This window comes from Collinsella sp. An2 (genome assembly GCF_002160065.1).
Lineage (GTDB): Bacteria > Actinomycetota > Coriobacteriia > Coriobacteriales > Coriobacteriaceae > Limicola.
Map to the genome: position 1 here is coordinate 52,297 of NZ_NFJW01000005.1, position 20,631 is coordinate 72,927.

Below are 20,631 nucleotides of genomic sequence, written 5' to 3' on the forward strand. Positions count from 1 at the left end.
GCCATAAGCAACACGGCCCCACTCGACGGCCCTGCCCGCTACATGAGGCGCAGGCCAACCTCCTTGAGCTGTGCCATGGAGACCTCGCTCGGCGCGGCGCTCATGAGGTCGGAGCCGGACGACGTCTTGGGGAATGCCATGACGTCGCGGATGGAGTCCACGCCGGCCAGCAGCATGCACACGCGGTCCAGACCAAGCGCGAAGCCGCCCATGGGAGGCGCACCGAACTCGAGCGCGTCCATGAGGAAGCCGAACTGCGAACGTGCGCGCTCCTCGGTAAAGCCCATGAACTCGAGCATCTTGAGCTGCAGCTCGGAGTCGTGGATACGCATGCCGCCACCGCCGGCCTCGAAGCCATCCATGACGAAGTCGTAGGTGCAGCTGCCCATGGCCAGCGGATTGGTCTCCAGCAAATCGAGCTCGTCGACGTGCGGCAGCGTGAACGGCTGATGCTCGGCCTCGTAGCGCTTGGCCTCGTCGTCCCAGTGGAACAGCGGGAAGTCCACGACCCACAGGAAGTCGTGGCCCTCACGCGGAAGCTCGAGCGCGTCGGCCATATGGCAGCGCATGCCGCCCAGAATCTCGTCGGAGGCAAGACGCGGACCGGCGGCGAACATCACGAGGTCGCCGGGCTCGACGTCGCAGCGACGACGCAGCTCGTCCATCTCTTCGTCGGAGAAGAACTTCACAATCGGCGAGTTCATGGAGCCGTCCTCGCGGAAGGCGATCCACGCCAGGCCCTTGGCGCCGAAGGTCTCGGCGACCTTGCCCAGCTTGTCGATCTTCGCGCGCGGCCAGGTGCCGGCGCCCTTGGCGTTCAGCGCCTTGACGACATGACCCTCGGTGTTTGCGGCGCTCGAGAACACCTTGAACTTCGACTCGCGGAACACGTCGGTCAGGTCCACAAGATGCATGCCGTAGCGCGTGTCGGGCTTGTCGGTGCCGTAGGTGTCCATTGCATCCCAATAGGAGATGCGACGCAGCGGCGTGGGCATCTCGACGCCCATCTTGGCGAAGGCGTCCGAGAGCACGTCCTCGAGCTCGGACATGACGTCGTCCTGGTCGACGAAGCTCATCTCGATGTCCACCTGCGTGAACTCGGGCTGGCGATCGGCGCGCAGGTCCTCGTCGCGGAAGCACTTGGCCACCTGGTAGTAGCGCTCGACGCCGCCCACCATGAGCAGCTGCTTCAGGAGCTGCGGAGACTGAGGCAGGGCGTAGAAGCTGCCCGGCTGCAGGCGGCTGGGGACGATAAAGTCGCGCGCACCCTCGGGCGTGGACTTGAAGAGGCTCGGGGTCTCGACCTCCATGAAGGCGCGGTTGTGCAGCGCCTCGCGGATAGCGAAGGTGAAGTTGGAGCGCAGCTGCAGGCGGCTCATCATCTCGGGACGACGGATGTCCAGGTAGCGATAGCGCAGACGCGTGTCCTCGGACGTCTCGATACCGTCCTCGATCTGGAACGGAGGAGTCTTAGAGCGGTTGAGGACCTCGACGTGGTCGACGAGCACCTCGATCTCGCCGGTGGCGAGCTTGGGGTTGACCGTCTCCTCGTCGCGGGCGATCACGGTGCCGTGCACCAGGATGGGCCACTCAGGACGCATGGTCTCGGCGATCTTGAAGGCCTCGCCGCCGGAATGCTCGGGGTCGAAGGTGCACTGGGTCATGCCCGTGCGATCGCGCAGGTCGCAGAAGATCAGTCCGCCGTGGTCGCGGCGGCGCCACACCCAACCGGTGAGCTTGACCTCTTCGCCGATGTTCTCGGCGCGCAGCTCTCCTGCGGTGTGGGTGTGCATGGAATGCAAGGTGTGGGTGTCTGCCACAGAAATCCCCCTTCATCTGTGCCGCCCCGTGCCGGAGCGGGCGGCGTCGGTACAGATCGGCCCGCCTGCGTAGACCGCACAGGCAGGCCGGGGCACACGGCCCCGCGGCGCTGCGCCCCCAGAGGTCGGCGCGTGCGCACGTGATTGTCGATAGTACCATCTGCCCGCATGTATCGCCACAAAAGCCTGTAATCTACGCCATTGTTAACGTATTGGATTGCGGGCTGCGGGCTGCGAATTGGATGAGCTTGCGGCCCTCCCGCGGACCGCGGCGCGTGCCTCAACCTCTAAAACGGCCACGACCCTGCTGCAAGGGCAAACATGGCATCCGCCACGGCATCGTCCTCGCAACGCCCGATGTGCCAGCGCGCAGCCGCGGCGGCCTCGGGCGTCGCCCCGGCCACCGCCACGGAATTCGGCACCACGTCGAACATGGCAAGGTCGTTCCCCGCGTCTCCAAATACCACAACTTCGTCCAGGCCGATACCCATGTGCTCGCACAAACAGCGCACGGCCGCGCCCTTGTTCCACCCCGACGGCATGATGTTCGTGTAGCCCACCATGGGCATATCGAAGTCCAGGCCCTCGATGCGCTCATTCAGATCTGCAACCAGACCGACCGTGCCGGCGGCATCCGTGTTCATAAACACATTCGCCTTGAGCACGGGGAAATCGGGAAGGCCGTCGCAGGGCAAGCATGCGCGAGCATACGCAGAAAAGACCGCGTCCAAGTCTTCGCGCTGCCCCGCACACAGCAAGGGTTGAGCGCCTTCGAAGCAGATGAGACCGGCACCCGGCAGCTCCTGCAGGTACGCCATGAGCTGCTCCAACGACGTCCGGGGAAGCAGCTTCTCGCAGATCTTCTCGTTGTGCAGATACACCTCAAGACCGTTCGTGGCGATGCACGTATCACAGCACGCGCGGTCCCCGCCAAAGAACGGCGGAATCTGCGCCTTGCCACGTCCGCTTGCAGGACCAACCACCAGGCCGGCGTCCAGGGCGGCATGAATCGCCTCGACCGTTCGCGAAGACACCTCATGCTGGCCCGTGGGGAGAATCGTCCCGTCGATATCCGTAAGAATGAGCTTCACCTGATGCATGAGATACCCCCGTTCAACGTCACCCGCACAGTATAGCCGCACCGGACGCGCGGCGGCGCGGGCGCGACCGGACGTGGCGGCGGGACCGCGCCGACCCCCGGCGCGCCGGACGCCTGAGCGGCTATTGCATCGCGTGGAAGGCGCGCTAACCAATCCCGCCGCGCCGCACACTAAGCGCTCCTCAACCGTCGACCCCCGGCGCACCGGTCGCACAGCGGCGCTGCCCCGAGCCCCACGTTCCAACCTCCACGCTCCAAAACAGCAAAACGCCGCCGGCAAGAAAGCCCTGCCAGCGGCGCATACCATGCAAAAACGCTCTCAGCGATTCGCCATCACTCAGCGATTCGCCATCACCCGGTGTTCTGGAGGCCGGCAGAGACGCCGGCCACGGTGGACAGAATCAGCGACAGATACTTCGCCTTCGCCTCGTCCGAGAGCTCTTCCTGCTCCTCGCGCACGATGCGCAGCGCACGGACCTGCGCAAGCGAAAGCGCGTCCACATAGGGGTTGCGCACGCGGACGGCGCGCCCCAGCACGCGACGATGTTCGAGCGGCCAGTCGTCGCCCACGATGGCGAGCGCCCACTTGCGCGTGAGCATCATCTCGTCGTACACCTTCTGAGCAAGGTCCTCGCGGTCGCCCAGAGCCAGGTACATCTTGGCGATGCGCCCGTCGGTCTTGGCAATCGACATCTCGATGTTGTCGATGAACGTGTTAAAGAGCGGCCACTCGTGATAGGCGCGACGCAGCAGGTCGAGGTCGCCCAGCCGCTCGCAGGCGGAGCCCAGGCCATACCAGGCGGCAAGGTTGATGCGCGCCTGCGACCACGAGAACACCCACGGAATGGTGCGGAGGTCGTCGAGCGACTGCGCGCCCAGGCCGCGCTTGGCCGGGCGGCTGCCGATGGGCAGCAGGCCAACCTCGGTGAGCGGCGTCACCACCGAGAACCACGGCGCGAAGTCGTTGGTATGCAGCAGGTCGAGGAAGTGCTCCTGTGCCGTCGAGCTCAGACGATCGGCCATGTCGGCATAGCGCTCGGTGGTCTCCATGTTGGTGCGCTCCACCGACGGCGCGGAGTTGAGCAGCGTCGCCGCCGCGACCGACTCGATGTGGCGCTCGGCCAGCACCGGGTTGCCATAGCGGGCGAAGATGACCTCACCCTGCTCGGTGACCTTGAAGAAGCAGTTGACCGAGCCCTTGGGCTGGGCCAGCACCGCGCGGTTGGCGGGACCGCCGCCACGGCCCACGGCGCCGCCGCGGCCATGCATGAGCACCAGGTCGATGTCGTGCGCCTCGGCCCACTCGGCAATGCGGCGCTGCGCCTCGTGCAGCACAAAGGTCGCCGTCACGGGGCCGGCATCCTTGGAGGAATCCGAATAGCCGAGCATGACCTCCATCTTGCGGCCGGTTTCCGCCAGGCGACGCTGCACATCGGGCAGCTCAAGCATCTGGTCCAAAACGTTGGTGGCGTTCTCCAGGTCTTCGACCTGCTCGAACAGCGGAATCACGTCGAGCGTGGGCACGTCTTCGGCATGGGCGAAGGCCAGGCGCGCAAGCTCGTAGACGTCGGCCACGTGCTGGGCGCTTTTGGTGAAGGAGATGATGTAGCGGCGCGCCATCTTTTCGCCGTAGCGACGCTGGATGAAGCCGATGGCACGGAAGGTGTCCAGCACCTCGCGCGTCATGGGCGCAAGCTCGCCACGCTCGCCGTGCAGACCATGCTCGCGAATGTCTTCCAGCGCACGCGAGTGCACGAGCGAGTGCTGACGGAACTCCATCTCGACCATATGGAAGCCAAAGGTCTCGACCTGCCAGATGAGGGTCTGAACAGGACCGTAGGCAGCGCGCGGAGCGCCGGCGCTTGCCAGCGAACGCTGCACAATGCGCAGGTCGGCCAGGAAGTCCTCGGGGGACTTGTACATGGTGTCGGCGTTGCGACGCACGGTGGCATCCAGACGGTCGGCCATGACGAGCATCACGGCGCGATGCGGCTCCGAGGCCGAGATGGCGTCGGCGCGGGCAGTGAGCACCTCGCTCATCTCCACCTGGTGGCTCCACAGGTTAAGCAGCTCGTCCGACGGCTTCGTATAGCGCGACTCCAACGTAAGGTTGCGCGCGATACGACGGCACTTTTCGGCCAGCTTCTGCACCATATGGGTGGCGAACTTCGCAGCTACCTGGCGGCTCACCTTCGCGGTGACGTTGGGGTTGCCGTCACGGTCCGAGCCGATCCAGCTGCCCGGATGGAAGAACGCGGGGCACACCGGCGGAACCGAGCCGGCATACTCGCCCAGCACCCAGTCGTCGAAACGGCGGTACACAAGCGGCACCGTGTCGAACAGGGTGTTGTCGAAGATATCGATGATAGTGTCGGCCTCTTCCACCGGCGTGGGCTTCTTGATGGCCGTGGGGCTCGTACGCACCAGGGCGTCGATCTCCTGCAGCATGTGGCGCTCGTTTTCCACCAGCGCCGAGCCGCCCAGGTGCGGATGCTCCTCGAGCAGGCGCGCGATGCGACGGATCTTGCCCTCGACCGCCTTGCGGCGCGCCTCGGTGGGATGCGCGGTGAAGACCGGGTGGAACTCGAGCTTGGCGAGCAGGCGCGTCGCGGCGCCGCCGCCCACCTCATCGGTGAGCTGCTTGAACGCCACGGTGAGCTCGTTGGTGGAGTCGACCTCGGAGTCGAGCGTCACCTCGCGCTCGCGCTCGTGCAGCGTCTGGACGCGGTAGTTTTCCTCGGAGAGATTCGCCAGGTGGAAGAAGGAGGTGAATGCACGCACCACCACCTGTGCCTGGTCGATGGTCAGCAGGTCCAGCAGCTTCACAGCGTGGCGGAACGCACAGGCCCCCGGCGCGTCGGACGTTGGAATGCCCTGCTCGTCGGTTGGCTCGTCGGCCGCCTCGGCGCCCGGGTCACCGGCGTTTGCCTTGATAACGTTGTTGAGCAGCGTGTCGAAGACGGAACAGGTGTCGGGGTCGTACTCCTTGAGCACCCGTCGCTCCAGACGCAGGAACAGCGCGAGGCTGTCGCGCAGGCCCTCGGGGATATCGATCTCCGAATAGGCCTCAATCGCGGCGTCGGTATCGGCGGCGCCAAGATCGCGGTCGGGTCGTGGACCGGACTGCACGCGGGGCGTTGCCTCGTCCTGCTTCGTGTCGCTGCGGTCGATTTCGTTGGTTTCGGCCACATTGCCCCCTTTCAAGTGCATGTTCGCACGCGCACACATTATACGGAAGTTACCGTATCGCATGTGAAGCACCCATGAAATGCTGGAAGGTTAACAAGGCTGTAGCGCACGGCGTCGACTGCGCGTGCGCCGACAAGCGCGCCGGTACGCGCGACGGCACGCGGCTCAATATGCAGGCGACGAGGTGGCAACCAGGGCCGGAACGCGACCGGCCTCCCTACAAACATGCAGCCGGCGGGTGCAAGGAGCTCGCCTCACACCCGCCGGCACACAGCTTATCTCCAACCAGGAGCAATGTATAACCGGGAGCTACAGACGCTCTTGGACGGCGGCGACCACCGCATCGACGTCGACGAGCGTCTCCTCGTGGGAAACCATGTCGCGCAGCCGCACCTTGCCCTGGGCAAGCTCGTCGCCGCCCAGCACCACCACGAGGCGCGCACCCAGCTTGTCGGCCTGCTTAAACTGGCTCTTGAGCGAACGGCCCTGGTAGTCGGCCTCGGTGCGCACGCCTGCAGAGCGCAGCTCATGGGCCACCGAGAACACGCGGTCGCGCAGCTCGGCCCCTGCGTTTGCCACATAGACGCAGCTCTCAGGCTCGCCGCCCATCTGGACGCCCTGGGCCTCAAGCGCAAGCATCACGCGCTCGAATCCCACCGCAAAGCCGACGCCCGGCGTGGGCTTGCCGCCCTCGAGCTCCACGAGCCCGTCGTAACGGCCGCCGCCGCCGATGGAACCCACTCCGGCGCCCGGAGCCTCGACCTCAAAGACCGTGCGCGTGTAGTAGTCCAGGCCGCGCACCAGCGTCGGGTCCTCGACATAGGCGATGCCCGCCTCGTCCAGATAGCGCTTTACCTGCTCGTAGTGCGCGCGGCAGTCGTCGCAGAGATTGTCGGGCGCAAGCGGGGCGTCCTTCATAATCTCGCGGCAGTGGTCATTTTTGCAGTCGAACGCACGCAGCGGATTCACCTCGGCGCGCTCGCGGCACTCGTCGCACATCTCGTCGGCGTGGTCCAGAATGAAGGCGCGCACCTTGTCGCGGTAGGCCGGACGACACGCCGGGTCACCCATAGAGTTGATGAGCAGGCGCAGCTTGGACAGGTCAAAGCCCAGGCGCTTGTAGAACTCCATGAGCATGATGATGCACTCGGCGTCCGCTGCCGGATCGGGTGCGCCGAGCCACTCGATGCCCACCTGGTGGAACTGGCGCAGGCGGCCCTTCTGCGGACGCTCGCCGCGGAACATCGCCTCCGCGTACCAGAGCTTTGCCGGGCTGGCACCCTGCGGAACCAGGTTGTTCTCCACAACCGCACGCACCACGCCGGCTGTGCCCTCGGGGCGCAGCGCCAGACGCTGCTTGGGCTTGAGCTTGGTGTCGGTGCCCTCCGAGAGCGCGCGCTCGAGGTTCGCGCCCGAGAACACGCGGAACATCTCTTTGCGCACGACGTCGGTCGAGGTACCGATGCCGTGGACGAAGACGTCCACCTGCTCGATGGCCGGCGTCTCCACCGCGTCGAAGCCGTAGGGGCCGAACACCTCGGCCGCGACGGTTTGCATCTGCTGCCAGGCGCGCATGTCGCGCCCGATGAGGTCTTTCGTTCCCTCTGCCTTCTGTGCCTGCATGGCCCAGCCTCCCCTCGCGCGCCTCCCCGGCGCCGGCGGTCTCGTCGTTCGGCCACTCATTATATGGGCAGCGTGGTGGCCCCGCAAACGCTCAGTTTTTCTCCGCGCGAACGTGTCTTGGCGCATTGCGGTACCATGTCCCGCGGGCGCTCGAAACCGGTCACGGTAAGGCGCGCAGCTTCAGCGCGACGCACGGATGACGGACGCGCAACACCTGCGCGACACCCGGCACGCACGGCTTCGGCCCATAAGCGCCGGCCAAGGTGCCCGGATGCGCCCGCCCACCACATAACAACCTCAGAGACGGGAGCCGTCATGCACCAGTTTCGAAATGACTACAGCGAAGGCGCCGCGCCACAGATTCTCGACGCGCTTCTGCGCACCAACCTCGAGCAATGCCCGGGTTACGGCACCGACGAACACTGCGCACACGCCGCCGAGCTCATCCGCGGCGAAATCGGCCAGCTCGACGCCTTCGTAAGCTTTGTGCCGGGCGGAACACCGGCGAACATCCTCGCCATCACCGCTCTTACCGAGGAGTTCGAAGGCCCGCTCTGCGCTGCCGACGCCCACCCGACGATTCACGAGACGGGCGCCATCGAGGCGCATGGCCGCCGCCTGCTTGCAACGCACGATCCCCTGGGCAGGCTCACCGTCGCAGGCATGCAGCCCCTCTGGGACGCCGCCGTCGCAAACGGCAACGCGACCACGCGGCCCGGCATGCTCTACTTCTCGCACACAAGCGAGCTTGGCTACGTGTACACCCGCGCCGAGTTCGACGCGCTCTGCGACTGGGCACACGAGCGCGAGCTGGCCGTCTACGTCGACGGCGCGCGCATGGCGAGCGGCATTATGGCGGCAGGAAGCGACCTCACCATCCAACACATCGCCGAATGTGCCGACGTCTTCACCCTGGGCGGCACCAAAAACGGCATGTTGTTTGGCGAGGCGCTCGTGGTGAGCCCGCGCACCGCGCGCGGGCGCCGTGCGATAGAGCGCCTCCCCTATCTCACGAAGCGTGCCGGCCAGCTTACCGCCAAGGGCCGTGTCATGGGCGTCATGTACGAGGCCGCTTTCGACCCCACAACGCGCGACGATGATGGCCTTGTGCTGTACTGGCAGCTTGCCAAACAGGCCAACAGCTGCGCCTGCCGGCTTGCCACGGGCATGGCACAGGCGGGGTTCGAGCCGGTGCTCGAGACCGCGGGCAACCAGCAGTTCTTCTGGGTCACGCCCGAGCAGGGCGAGCGATTCTCCGAGGTCGCGGGCGCGGAGCTGCAGGTACAGCCCGACCCCACCGGAGCCGGCCGCATCGTCGCGCGCTTCGTGACGAGCTGGGCCACCCGCCCAGAGGATGTCGACGAACTCGTCACCTTCGCCCGCGAGGTCACGGAGAGATAACAACACCAGAAACATGCAGAAAGGGGCCCGCACGAGCCCCTTTCTACTCAACACCGCAAGCAACGAGCACCTATGACGAAGCGGCTCCATCGCTTGCGATGACCGTCTGATATCGCCAAAACGAGTCCCTGAGAAAACCGGTGGGCGTGCCCGCGCTTGCAGGCACGCCCACCATCGCTCCAGAACTCATACCCACCGTGACTCGCGCGGCGAGTTCACATCCCGTGGCGCTACAGGACCCGCGCCTTACGGTACCTGCACCAGATACACGACGTTCGTAGAAGCGTCCTCGTTGCCAATGTGCACCTGGAAGGCCGGATCGCCAGCGGACACCACGACCAGGTCACCCTGCTTGACGATGCCCCGCTCCTTGGCCTCGGCCATGGCGTTATCCACCACGTAGGCGATGCTGCCAACGGTGCGACCCGAGAGCCTGGGCTCAACGCCCCAGTAAAGGGTCATCTTGCGCATGGCCCACTCGTTGGGCGTCGCCGCCTGGATGGGCAGCACGGGGCGGAAGTTCGACACCAGACGTGCCGAGCGCCCCGAATTGGTAGGCGTAAGGATGGCCTTCGCGCCTACGTTGAACGCCGTGGTGACGGCCGCGAGGCCCACGGCGGCGTTGACCAAATTGCGACCCGGATTGATCTGCTTGAAATCGAGCGGCTTGTGGTCCGGAATGGTCGACTCGGCGATGAGTGCGATGTTGGCCATCATCTTTACGGCCTCGAGCGGGTACTTGCCGCCCGCGGTCTCACCAGAGAGCATGATGGCGTCCGTGCCGTCGTCGATCGCGTTGGCCACGTCGGTGACCTCGGCGCGCGTCGGACGCGGGTTGCGGATCATGGAGTCGAGCATCTGGGTGGCGGTGATCACCGGCTTGCACACCGCGTTGCACTTGGAGATGATCTCCTTCTGGATGACCGGGCACACCTCGGGCGCCACCTCGACGCCCAGGTCGCCGCGGGCGACCATGATGCCGTCGGAGACCTTAAGGATGTCGTCGAAGTGGTAGACCGCCAGCGCGCACTCGATCTTGGGGAGAATGTCGACGTGCTCGCCGCCGTTCTCGTCGCAGAGCTTGCGAATCTCCTTCACGCCTTCGGCGTCGCGAATGAAAGAGGCCGCGATGAAGTCGATGCCCTCGTTCAGGCCGAAGAGGATGTCGGCGCGGTCCTGCTCGGTGATGGCGGGCAGCGACAGCTTGACGTTGGGGACGTTCACGCCCTTCTTCTCGCCCAGCTCGCCGCCGTTCTCTACGGTGCAGTGGATGTCCTGACCATCGACGGACTTGACGGTGAGGCCGATGAGGCCGTCGTCGATGAGGATGGAGCTGCCCGCGTGGACCTCGCGCGGGAGCTCGAGGTGATCGAGGTAGAAGTGCTCGGCGGTGCCCATGAGCTCCTCGGAGGTCTTTGCCGCCGTAACGGTGACCTCGGCACCCTCGGCGAGGGTTACCTTCTTGTGCCCCTCGAGGAAACCGGTGCGGATCTCGGGGCCCTTGGTGTCGAGCAGGATGCCCACCGGGATTCCGAGCTCGCGGGAGATGCGCTTCACGCGCTCCATGCGAATATGGTGCTCCTCGTGGCTGCCATGGGAGAAGTTGAAGCGGGCGACGTTCATGCCCGAGAGGATCATCTGCCGCAGGGTCTCCTCGTCGTCGCAGGCGGGGCCCATCGTGCATACGATCTTTGTGCGCTTGTTCATTCGTACCTCCTGTGTTTGTTTCTACGTTCTCATGTGGCCTTCACGTCGCACCGACACGGGCCGGTGCCCATAGGAATCGGACCGCCGGCAAGCCGACGGCCCGGAATCATCCAACGTTAATACGTCTTGCGCGCTTCGGCGCCCTTGGCACGGACCTCGGAAACGAAGACCACGTTGGTGGAATAAAGCCCGTCAGGCAGAAGCACCGAGGTGCGGGGATCGCCGACCGTGATGACGGCGATGTCACCCTCCTTGATAAGCTCAGTCTGCTCGGCCACCTTCACGGCGTTCTCCACCGTCGGCGTGACCCAGTCGCTCTGGAAGTCGTCGAGCACAGGGTCGACGCCCCAGTACACCGTCATGCGGCGCTGCGCCCAATCGTTGTGCGTGACCGCCTGAATGGGCAGCGACGGGCGGAAGTTGGAGACGAGCCGCGCCGAGCGTCCCGAGGAGGTCGGCGTGAGAATCGCTCGCGCACCTACGCTGTAGGCGGTGGTCACCGCGGCAAGGCCGACGGCGTTGTTGATTACGTTCGAGCCCTTCTCGTTGGTGTGGATGTCGAGGCGGGCGTGCTCGGGCATGATCGCCTCGGCGATGAGCGCCACGTTTGCCATCATCTGGACCGCCTTGAGCGGGTACTTGCCAGCGGCCGTCTCTCCGGAGAGCATCGTGGCGTCCGTACCGTCCGCAATGGCGTTGGCCACGTCGGTGACCTCGGCGCGCGTGGGCCGGGGGTTGCGAATCATGGAGTCGAGCATCTGGGTGGCGGTGATCACGGGCTTGTAGGCCGCGTTGCACTTGGAGATGATCTCCTTCTGGATCGTGGGGCACACCTCGGGCGCCACCTCGACGCCCAGGTCGCCGCGGGCGACCATGATGCCGTCGGAGGGCTCGAGGATGTCATCGAAGTGGTAGACGGCGGTGGCGCACTCGATCTTGGGGAAGATGAGGACGTGCTCCCCGCCGTTCTCGTCGCAGAGCTTGCGGATCTCACGCACACCATCGGCGTCGCGGATGAAGGAGGCCGCGATGAAGTCGATGCCTTCCTTCAGGCCAAAGAGGATGTCGGCGCGGTCCTGCTCGGTGATGGCGGGCAGCGACAGGTGCGCGTTGGGCACGTTCACGCCCTTCTTCTCGCCCAGCTCGCCGCCGTTTTGCACGGTGCAGTAGATGTCCTGGCCGTCAATGGAGTCGACCGTGAGGCCGATGAGGCCGTCGTCGATGAGGATGGTGCCGCCCACGGCGACCTCGCGCGGGAGGGCAAGATGGTCGAGGTAGAAGTGCTCGGCGGTGCCCAGCAGGTCCTCGGAGGTCTCTGCCGCCGTAACGGTGACCTTCTCGCCTGTGACGAGCGTGACTTTGGCGTGGTCCTTGAGCAGGCCCGTACGGATCTCGGGACCCTTGGTGTCGAGCAGGATGCCCACTGGGATTCCTAGCTCGCGGGAGATGCGCTTCACGCGCTCCATGCGCGTGTGATGCTCCTCGTGGCTGCCATGGCTGAAGTTGAAGCGAGCGACGTTCATGCCCGCAAGGATCATCTGTCGAAGCGTCTCCTCGTCGTCGCAGGCGGGACCCATGGTGCAAACGATCTTTGTGCGCTTGTTCATATGCCTTCTCCCTCGTGCGCTGTACTACCTGTCTTCTAGGCGATGTAAACCTGACCTTCTAAGGATACGGGATGCTATCAGCATACCGGCCCAATAGGACAGACGCGCCAATTCCGTCGGCAGGCGGCAAGACGCTCGCGTGTCTTTCGACACTCTTAACGGCCCCTTCACAGACATATTACATGCCCGTGCACACATTGCCCCCCCCCGCTCGCCCGGGTATCGACGGCCTTCACAACAAAGCCCCCCGCACGCCCGGCAGCCGTCACAACAAAGGCCCCCACACGCGCAGAGGCCCGTTCAGCATCTATTTCATTACGCGAGGTGATCGCGAAGCGCAGGGCGGGCCGATGGCCGTTTCCTAAGCGAACATTCCGCAGGCCGAAGGCCGAGGACGTTCGCGTGGAAACGGCCGTTGGCCCGCCCGATCGGGAAGCTACGCCCGGCCGACCGAGCCCAGGTTCTCCATGCGGATCTTCACGATGTTCGTAATCTCGGCCATGCCCTGCTTTGCCGGCTTCTTGGGGTCGAAGCAGCCGGGATTCTCGGCCATGTACGCCATGAAGCCCTTGGTGTAGGCCTGGCGCAGCTCGGTGGCATAGTTGACCTTGCAGATGCCGTTCTTCACGGCCTCGGCCACCTGTTCGTCGGGCACGCCGGAGGTGCCGTGCAGCACGAGCGGCACGTCCACGGCGGCGCGGATGGCACGCACGACGTCCTGCTCGATGTGCGGGGTCTCGGTGTACACGCCGTGCGCGGTGCCCACGCCGATGGCCAGCGAGGTGCAGCCGGTGCGCTCGACGAACTCACGTGCCTCGTCCGGGTCGGTATAGGGGTTCTCGCCCTCCACGGCCGGGCCGTCGTCCTCTTTGCCGCCGACCTTGCCGAGCTCAGCCTCAACCGGCACGCCCATCGCGGCGCCCACCGCGGCGACGCTCTTGGTAAGGGCGATGTTGTCCTCGAAGGACTCGTGGGAGCCGTCGATCATAACGGAGGTGTAGCCCGTGCGCAGGGCCTGCATGCAGCGGTCGAAGCCGTCACCGTGGTCGAGGTGCAGGGCCACCGGGACCTCGGTGCGCGCGGCGGCCGCGGCGACCATGCCATAGAAGTAGTCGAGACCGGCGGACTTCACGGTGCCCGGCGTGGTCTGCATGATGACGGGGGACTTGGTCTCCTCCGCGGCGGCGAGCACCGCCATGACGAACTCAAGGTTCTCGATGTTGAAGGCGCCCACGGCGTAGTGGTTCTTCTGAGCGTCGAGCAGCATTTCCTTGGTGGTAACGAGCATCGTGCTCTCCTTTCGTCTCCGCCCACGAGGGCGAATTTCTCCGCGTTTTATTCTAGGTTACGGACCCAGCGCAAACTGGGCCAAAATGGGCGTACCAGCAGGGAGGCCAGCTACCGCGGGCGGTGTCTCCCGGACGCAAAGACCACCCAGGCAGCAGGAGGAACGACCCCCTACAGCTCCGTGATCTGGATGGCGCCGCAGACCTCGTCCCAGCGGTCCATGACCAAATGTCCCGTCTGCGGGTCCATGGCGTTGAGCTTGCCGCAGGTGTTGCCGCACCGCAAGACCTCGTCGTCATCGGCGCCGCGCGCGATGGCGTGGGCGAAGCCAGCGATGGTGGAGTCGCCGGAGCCCGTGGCGTTCACCGCGGGAATGGGCGGCGTCACCACGCGATACCCCTTCTTGTCATGGAAGGCCACGGCACCCGCGCCGCCCATGGTCACCACGACCCAGGGAATGCCGGCAAACCGCTCGTCAGCGGCAAGGGCGGCCTTGAGCGCTGGCAGATCGTCGGGCGTAAAGGAAGTCCCCAGAAGCCCGTTGATCTCCGTGAGGTTGGGCTTGATGAGCGTCGGCTTGACCTCCGCCTCAAGCGCGGCGTCGAGTGCGGCACCCGAGGTGTCAAGCAGCACGGACTTGCCCGCCGCAGCCGCCGTCCTCACCATGCCGACGTAGCAATCCGCGGGCACGCCCTTCGGCAGGCTGCCCGAGATGGTCACGCAGTCAGCATCCGCCACAAGCTCGGTGTAGTTCGCCAAAAACACCTCGAGCTCTTCGGGCGCGACAGTGGGGCCACTCTCCAGAAGCTCGGTCTGCTTCCCGTCGTGCAGCAGCGCCACACAGGTGCGCGACTCCCCCGCAATGGGCGTGAACCGATGCGGAATATGGTCGTCGTCCATCAGGTTTCCCAGGTAGGCACCTGCATGTCCGCCCAGCAGGCCCGTCGCCAGCACGTCGTCGCCCAGCTGCACGAGCACGCGCGAGACGTTGAGCCCCTTGCCGCCCGCCGTCTTTTTGGGCGTCACGCGGTTCACGTCATCGATGACCAGATGATCGATTGCATACGCCGTATCGATCGACGGGTTCATAGTGACGGTGAGAATCATGATTCCTCCTCTAAGAGACAAAAGTCCCCAGGGGAGGCCGTCGATGCGGCCGAACCTCTGGGGAACCCGTCGCGCTAGGCCTCGATGAGCGCGCCACCCACGAAGGTCGCGGCGAGCGTCATGTCGGCATTGAAGATGGTCATGTCCGCCTTGCGGCCGGGCTTGATGGAACCAAAGCGGCCGTCGACGCGGGCAGAGCGGGCGGGAATCTCGGTTGCCATGCGAATGGCCTGCTCGGCCGTGACGATCTGCCAGTCCACCATGTTCTTCACGCCGCGGGCGAGCGTGAGCACCGAGCCCGCGATGCTGCCCGTGGTGCCGTCCTCGTTCTTGAGGTAGCACAGGCCGTCCTTCATGACGACGGGAAGCCCGCCCGAGACGTAGTCGCCCTCGGGCATGCCGCCGCAGATGAGGCAGTCGGTGATGAGGACGCAGTGCTGCCAGCCCTTGGCGTCCACGAGCGCCTTGATAGCGCCCGGCACCACGTGCTTGCCGTCGCAGATGATCTCGGCGTAGGTCTCCGGCGTGGTCATGGCGGCACCGGTCACGCCTGGGTCGCGATGGTGCAGGCCGCGCTGGCCGTTGTAGGTGTGCACGAAGCAGCTCGCGCCGGCGTTCACCGCGGCAAGAGCCTCGTCGTAATGGGCATCGGAGTGGCCGATCGCGGTCACGACGCCGCGGGCATCGAGCGCGGCGCAGTACTCGCACGCACCCGGCTTCTCGGCGGCAAGGGCGCTTTTCACAATGCGGCCGCCCGCCTGTTTCTGCCAGCCGTCGAAGACCTCGACGTCCGGGTCGATGAGGTAGGCCGGGTTCTGCGCGCCCACGTGCGCCGTCGTGAAGAACGGACCCTCCAGGAAGATACCCGCGATGCGTGCGCCCGGGAAATCGTCGGGTCGATGCTCGTCGGCCTCGGCGATGGCTGCGCAGGCGCGGCCGATGTTCTCGACGGACTCGGTGAAGGTGGTGGGAATCCACGCCGTCGTGCCACGCTTGGCAAGCGCGATGCTCGAGTCGTCGATGCTCGCCGGGTCGCAGTCGGTCGTGGCATGGTTGTGGAAGCCATGGATATGCGTATCCACCAGACCCGGTCCGACGATGCAGCCGGTGTAGTCCTTGATCTCGACGCCCTCAGGGGCCTCGGCAGACCAGCTGCCAAAGACGTCGTCCACAACGGTAAGGTAACCGCCCTGCATGGTGGCACCAGGCAACACGAAACGGTCGGCCTTGATAGCAAACGTACTCATGAAAACCTCCCATGAGATTCGAATCGAGAATGATGTGGGCGAGGGGACACGCCCCCAGCCGGGATGCCGGCCTCCCGTGGCACGCATCTGCCAAACGTACCCGTCCCCAATGGCAGGTGAATGACAGGTGGCTCGCACATCTGTCATATGTACCCGTCCCCAATGGCAAACGTACCCGTCCCCAATGACAGGTGGCTCGCACATCTGTCAAATGTACCCGTCCCCAATGACAGAACCACGGCCACGATTACGGCCTTCCGTAGTGCCCGAGGTCGCCGCGAAAGAGGAGGGAGGACGCCTAGGGGCGCCGACCGACGATTGAACGGCGAGATCGGGTGCTACGGGAGGCCGTCCGGGTCAGTTACCCCTCAAAGGGATGAATGGTCACACCCTTCACCACACGGTTGACGGTGCCCGTGGGGCTCGGCGTGTCGGGGGTGTTGCCCACACGCACCGAGTTCAGCAGCGAGACGGTCTGCGCCACCATGACGAACGGCAGCGCCAGATACGCCTCGGGAAGCGCCTCGTGGCCCTCGAAGGTGAAGGACTCATGCTCAAACGCCGAGGAGCCCGCCTGCTGCACGGCGATGGTCTTCTGCGCGATACCGTCGCCGTCGATCTCGTGCAGGATGTCGAGGTCGTACTGGCGGGTGTAGGCGTCGTTGTTCACAAACACGAACACAAGCGTCTTGTCGTCCACGAAGCTCTTCGGTCCGTGGCGATAGCCCATGGAGGTGTCGTACGACGTCGCGACGAGGCCGTGCGCAAGCTCGAGGATCTTGAGCTGAGCCTCCTGCGCAAGGCCGCCGAAGGCGCCGGAGCCCAGGTAGGTCACGCGGTTGAAGTCGCCCGCCAGGAAGGCCGCGACCTCGCCCTCGCGCTCGATGACCTCGCGGCCCATGGCGGCGGCGTCACGCACCCAGGCGAGCTTCTGCTCGTCAGGGGCGGTATCGAAGATGAGCGTCGAGAGCAGCGCCATGCACGAATAGCTGCCCGTCATGGCAAAGCCCTTGTCGTTGGCGCGCGGAATAAGCAGGGTGAGCGCATCGGGGTCGTCGGCGCTCTCGACGGCAAGCTTGCCCTCGGGCGCGCAGGTGATGTTCAAGAACTTGATGTTCTTTACCACGGTGTGCGCGACCTGGACGGCGGCCAGGCTCTCGGGGCTATTGCCCGAGCGGGCAAAGGACACGAGCAGCGTCGGGTCGTCGGCGCGCAGGAAGTCGAGCGGCGCCGAGACGATGTCGGTCGTGGCGATGGGCTTAAAGTCAAAGCGGTCGGTGTCGCCCGAGCGGCGCAGGTACGGCGCAACCGTGTCGCCCACGTAGTCCGAGGTGCCGGCACCAGTGAAGATGACCGAGAGGCGTCCCTCGCCCATGACGCAGGCGTCGGCGAGCAGCTTCTCGATAGCCTCTTTGTTGTCCTGGTAGATCTGGTAGGTGTCCTCCCAAAGCTCTGGCTGCTGCTTGATCTCGGCGGTGGTGATATCGGCGCCGAGGCCCTTCAGCTCCTCAAGGCTCTTCTCAAACATGGACAGCTCCCTTTCTGCTATCTCGCGTCGGTCGGCATCCACCGACAGACCCAATACCCTACACGCGGCGGCACGTCCCTCGCCCGCCGCAGCATACAAACGGGGCGTCGAGCCCCGTGTTGTACTCACTCCATGCGCTGGTGGTAGACCTTGTACTTGAACTGGTCGGCACGCGCGACCGAAAGCGTATACTCGACGATTTCGTTCGACACGTTGAAGGTGGTACGCACCAGGTCGAGCACCGGCGAGTTCTCCGAGATGTCCAGCAGGCGCGCATCCGCCGGACGGGCGATGCTGGCAAAGAACTCCTCCTCGGCAACGCGGATCTTCTCGTGATAGTCGTTTTCGATGATGTCGTAGAGCGACTTGCTCTCGAGCTGCGGCCGCTTGAGCGAGAGGAACTTCCGAACCGGAAGATAGGTACGCTCGACCATGAGCGGCATGCCATCTGCAGAGCGCAGGCGCTTCAGCTTGAAGAGCTTGTCTCCGATCTTGGTGTGCATGTGCTCGGCGAGGTTCTTGTCGGCCTCCATCTCGGCAAACTCGAGAATCGTCGTCTCGGGAACACGTCCCAGCTCACGCATCTGCTCGGTAAAGCTGTAGGTTTGCATGAGGTTCGTCGTTTGGGCCGAACGGTCTGCCACGAAGGTTCCGCGCCCATGTTGACGCACCACCAACCCCAGACGCTCCAGCTCCTGAAGCGCCAGGCGCACGGTGGTACGGGAGAGACCGTAGCGCTCAGAGAGCTCACGCTCGGAGGGCATGAGGTCTCCGGGGCGAAACTCGTGGTCGATCTTCTCGGTGAGAATATCGACCAGCTGATCGTAGAGCGGCTGCTTGCGCACGCCATATGCTGCCACGGCACTCGCCTCCTTAGCTTGTAGATCGACGGTTCGCATCAGGACAGGCGTTTATGGACGCTTCAAACGACTGTCCTCAGGCGAACGGCGCTTGCGGCAAACGGTTCGGCAGACCCCCTCTTGCAAGACCCGCCATACCATCTTGCCGGCGACAAAAGGCCGCGCCCCCGACGATGCGGAGGACGCGGCCTTTCCCAGGTACTCGAATGAGCGGGGCGCACGACCGCGCGGTGCGCGCCCCAGTCGCATGCGACTTACCAGATACCGGTGTACCAGGACATGCCCGGGATCCACTCGCCCAGCGGAAGGGCGCCGAGGATGCCGATGATGAACAGCAGGACGATGCCCTTGATCGGCGTGAAGTTCTTCTTGGCGAACAGGAAGTACAGCAGAAGAACGAGCGCCAGCGGGACGAGCTTCGGCAGGACGGAGTCCAGCGTGGACGCCACGGAGTAGGAGACCGGGGTCTCGGTGACGGTGGCGTAGGTGACGGAGCTCATGCCGTTGCCCAAGTCGGTGATGCCGGTCTCGACAGCGTTGCCGTCGGCGTCGGCCGCGGTGAGGGCGTTGCCCTCCATGTCGGTCATGCCGAGGGTGCCGGCGTCAGCGGTCTCGGTGTCGATGGCGAGGTCGGCGAAGTTCTCGGCCTCATCATTGGACACGACGACCGTCTGGGCGGACAGGCCGCGGGTGGAGCCGTTGGGGATGGACAGGTTGATCTGGGTGGAGCCCATGGTGACCGTGAGCGCGCCCACGACGAAGACGCCGAGGATGGAGGCCGCACGGGTGAACGCCTGCATGTTGGCGGTCAGGGAGTCGATCGCGGAGGTACCGACCTTGTAGGCCCAGTTCATGAGGCCGAAGCGGCAGGCAGCCTGAGCGATGTTGAAGATGATCAGGAAGATGAACGGAGCGGCGAGGTTGCCCTCGATGGCCATGTTCGAGGTGATGCCGGCCGTGATGGGCACGAGCGTCAGCCAGAACAGGGCGTCGCCGATGCCGCCGAGCGGCGAGGCCGCGGAGATGCGGACGGCGCGGATGGTCTGCGTGTCGACCTTGTTCTGCTCAAGGGCGAGCACGATGCCCATGACGAAGGTCACGAGGAACGGGTGCGTGTTGATGAAGTCCAGGTTGTGGTACATCGACGCAGCGAGGTCCTTCTTGTTGGTGTGGACCTTCTCGAGGCCGGGGATCATGGCGAACAGCCAGCCACCGGACTGCATGGTCTCGTAGTTGAACGAAGACTGGAGCCAGTAGGAGCGCAGAGCCATGCGGTTCAGCGTCTTCTGGTCGACCTGAGGCGCCGGAGTGAGGTCCTCGTAGCGCTCGGGAATCACGAACTCATTAGATGCCATCGGAGAAGTCACCTCCGTCAGAGATAGCGCCCTTCAGCTCGGTCTGCTGCTGGAAATCCCAGAAGGCGATGCCGAAGCCGATGAGGGTGAGGATGAGCAGGGCAGGGCCGGCGATGGCCTCGACGTTGCTCGCGATGAGGGCAAGGCCGAAGCCCATGAAGAAGAAGCCCCACATATCGCGATTCATCATGACCTTGAGCAGGATGGCGAAGCCGACGAACTTCATCATATTGCCCGCAGCGGACAGACCGTTGTTGACCCACTCGGGGATCGCGTCGACGACCTGCTGGCCGAAGGCCTGGCCGCCGATGAAGAACAGGGTCACGATGAGGGCGAAGAGCAGACCGAGGATGCACTCGGAGACGATCGTCCACTTGGTGATGCCCTTGGTATCGGCGTTCTCGGCGCAGCCGCGGAAGAACTCAAGGAGCGGAGCGCGGAGCGTGAAGAAGAGGGTCACGCCATACTGGCCCAGAAGTGCGAACGGCATTGCGAGCGCGACGGCGGCATTGGTGTCCACACCGTCGAGCGTGCAGGCGAAGATGGCGGCCATGATGCCACCGATGACCGCGTTAGGCGGCTGAGCGCCACCGATCGGCATGTTGCCGATGGTCATGAGCTGATAGGTGCCGCCAACAACCAGGCCGGTGTTGAGGTCACCGAGGATAGCACCGACGACAGCACCAGTCACGATAGGCTGGTACAGGGACTCCAGAAAGTCGTACTGATCGATAGCCGCGATAAACGTGACGATGAAGATGAGAACGATCTGGACAATATTGACGTCCATCTGATGCTCCT

At 64.9% G+C, this 20,631-nt stretch carries 14 protein-coding genes; 1 reads left to right on the forward strand and 13 read right to left on the reverse strand.

Annotation, left to right across the window (positions count from 1 at the left end; all coding sequences use genetic code 11):
* Nucleotides 1–38 precede the first annotated feature (38 nt).
* The 4 genes from aspS to hisS all read right to left on the reverse strand — a co-directional run bounded on the left by aspS (nt 39) and on the right by hisS (nt 7,731).
* A complete protein-coding gene (gene aspS, locus B5F33_RS04755) occupies nt 39–1,793 on the reverse strand; it encodes an aspartate--tRNA ligase (protein WP_087410725.1) in 1,755 nt (584 codons plus the stop codon).
* A 314-nt stretch (nt 1,794–2,107) separates the two neighbouring features.
* The gene (locus B5F33_RS04760; RefSeq protein WP_087410655.1) at nt 2,108–2,920 is read right to left on the reverse strand and encodes an HAD family hydrolase; all 813 of its coding nucleotides are present in this window, start codon (nt 2,918–2,920) and stop codon (nt 2,108–2,110) included.
* 350 nt (nt 2,921–3,270) lie between these two features.
* Nucleotides 3,271–6,048, reverse strand: coding sequence for a phosphoenolpyruvate carboxylase (locus B5F33_RS04765; RefSeq protein ID WP_239284827.1), 2,778 nt, complete (start codon nt 6,046–6,048; stop codon nt 3,271–3,273).
* Between the two features lie 369 nt (nt 6,049–6,417).
* A complete protein-coding gene (hisS, locus tag B5F33_RS04770; protein WP_087410656.1) occupies nt 6,418–7,731 on the reverse strand; it encodes a histidine--tRNA ligase in 1,314 nt (437 codons plus the stop codon).
* 315 nt (nt 7,732–8,046) lie between these two features.
* Here hisS and B5F33_RS04775 point away from each other — a divergent pair, with 315 nt between their 5' ends.
* Nucleotides 8,047–9,132 carry a beta-eliminating lyase-related protein gene (locus tag B5F33_RS04775; RefSeq protein ID WP_087410657.1) on the forward strand — a complete coding sequence of 362 codons (1,086 nt, stop codon included), beginning with the start codon at nt 8,047–8,049 and terminating at the stop codon, nt 9,130–9,132.
* Between the two features lie 246 nt (nt 9,133–9,378).
* Here the strand turns inward: B5F33_RS04775 and pyk (B5F33_RS04780) are convergent, their stop codons facing one another.
* The 9 genes from pyk (B5F33_RS04780) to B5F33_RS04820 form a co-directional block, all read right to left on the reverse strand.
* On the reverse strand, nt 9,379–10,839 hold the full coding sequence (gene pyk / locus B5F33_RS04780) for a pyruvate kinase (protein WP_087410658.1): 1,461 nt from the start codon (nt 10,837–10,839) through the stop codon (nt 9,379–9,381).
* A 116-nt stretch (nt 10,840–10,955) separates the two neighbouring features.
* Nucleotides 10,956–12,446: a pyruvate kinase gene (gene pyk / locus B5F33_RS04785; RefSeq protein ID WP_087410659.1), complete on the reverse strand. Its 1,491-nt coding sequence runs from the start codon at nt 12,444–12,446 to the stop codon at nt 10,956–10,958.
* Between the two features lie 436 nt (nt 12,447–12,882).
* The gene (locus tag B5F33_RS04790; protein WP_087410660.1) at nt 12,883–13,734 is read right to left on the reverse strand and encodes a class II fructose-bisphosphate aldolase; all 852 of its coding nucleotides are present in this window, start codon (nt 13,732–13,734) and stop codon (nt 12,883–12,885) included.
* A 170-nt stretch (nt 13,735–13,904) separates the two neighbouring features.
* On the reverse strand, nt 13,905–14,840 hold the full coding sequence (locus tag B5F33_RS04795) for a hexose kinase (RefSeq protein WP_087410661.1): 936 nt from the start codon (nt 14,838–14,840) through the stop codon (nt 13,905–13,907).
* 74 nt (nt 14,841–14,914) lie between these two features.
* Nucleotides 14,915–16,087: an N-acetylglucosamine-6-phosphate deacetylase gene (nagA, locus tag B5F33_RS04800; RefSeq protein WP_087410662.1), complete on the reverse strand. Its 1,173-nt coding sequence runs from the start codon at nt 16,085–16,087 to the stop codon at nt 14,915–14,917.
* Nucleotides 16,088–16,448: 361 nt separating this feature from the next.
* On the reverse strand, nt 16,449–17,615 hold the full coding sequence (locus B5F33_RS04805; RefSeq protein WP_087410663.1) for an SIS domain-containing protein: 1,167 nt from the start codon (nt 17,613–17,615) through the stop codon (nt 16,449–16,451).
* 125 nt (nt 17,616–17,740) lie between these two features.
* Nucleotides 17,741–18,475: a GntR family transcriptional regulator gene (locus B5F33_RS04810; RefSeq protein WP_239284808.1), complete on the reverse strand. Its 735-nt coding sequence runs from the start codon at nt 18,473–18,475 to the stop codon at nt 17,741–17,743.
* Between the two features lie 254 nt (nt 18,476–18,729).
* Entirely contained in the window at nt 18,730–19,830 is a 1,101-nt protein-coding gene (locus tag B5F33_RS04815; protein ID WP_087410665.1) for a PTS system mannose/fructose/sorbose family transporter subunit IID, read from the reverse strand.
* Nucleotides 19,820–20,620: a PTS sugar transporter subunit IIC gene (locus B5F33_RS04820; RefSeq protein ID WP_087410666.1), complete on the reverse strand. Its 801-nt coding sequence runs from the start codon at nt 20,618–20,620 to the stop codon at nt 19,820–19,822. Before B5F33_RS04820 ends, B5F33_RS04815 begins: the two co-directional genes overlap by 11 nt.
* Nucleotides 20,621–20,631: the final 11 nt, after the last annotated feature.

Coding starts and splice junctions, on each gene's coding strand:
- aspS (WP_087410725.1), bottom strand. CDS start 1,793: ATGCACACCCACACCGCAGGAGAGCTGCGCGCCGAGAACATCGGCGAA.
- B5F33_RS04760 (WP_087410655.1), bottom strand. CDS start 2,920: ATGCATCAGGTGAAGCTCATTCTTACGGATATCGACGGGACGATTCTC.
- hisS (WP_087410656.1), bottom strand. CDS start 7,731: ATGCAGGCACAGAAGGCAGAGGGAACGAAAGACCTCATCGGGCGCGAC.
- B5F33_RS04775 (WP_087410657.1), top strand. CDS start 8,047: ATGCACCAGTTTCGAAATGACTACAGCGAAGGCGCCGCGCCACAGATT.
- pyk (WP_087410658.1), bottom strand. CDS start 10,839: ATGAACAAGCGCACAAAGATCGTATGCACGATGGGCCCCGCCTGCGAC.
- pyk (WP_087410659.1), bottom strand. CDS start 12,446: ATGAACAAGCGCACAAAGATCGTTTGCACCATGGGTCCCGCCTGCGAC.
- B5F33_RS04790 (WP_087410660.1), bottom strand. CDS start 13,734: ATGCTCGTTACCACCAAGGAAATGCTGCTCGACGCTCAGAAGAACCAC.
- B5F33_RS04795 (WP_087410661.1), bottom strand. CDS start 14,840: ATGATTCTCACCGTCACTATGAACCCGTCGATCGATACGGCGTATGCA.
- nagA (WP_087410662.1), bottom strand. CDS start 16,087: ATGAGTACGTTTGCTATCAAGGCCGACCGTTTCGTGTTGCCTGGTGCC.
- B5F33_RS04805 (WP_087410663.1), bottom strand. CDS start 17,615: ATGTTTGAGAAGAGCCTTGAGGAGCTGAAGGGCCTCGGCGCCGATATC.
- B5F33_RS04815 (WP_087410665.1), bottom strand. CDS start 19,830: ATGGCATCTAATGAGTTCGTGATTCCCGAGCGCTACGAGGACCTCACT.
- B5F33_RS04820 (WP_087410666.1), bottom strand. CDS start 20,620: ATGGACGTCAATATTGTCCAGATCGTTCTCATCTTCATCGTCACGTTT.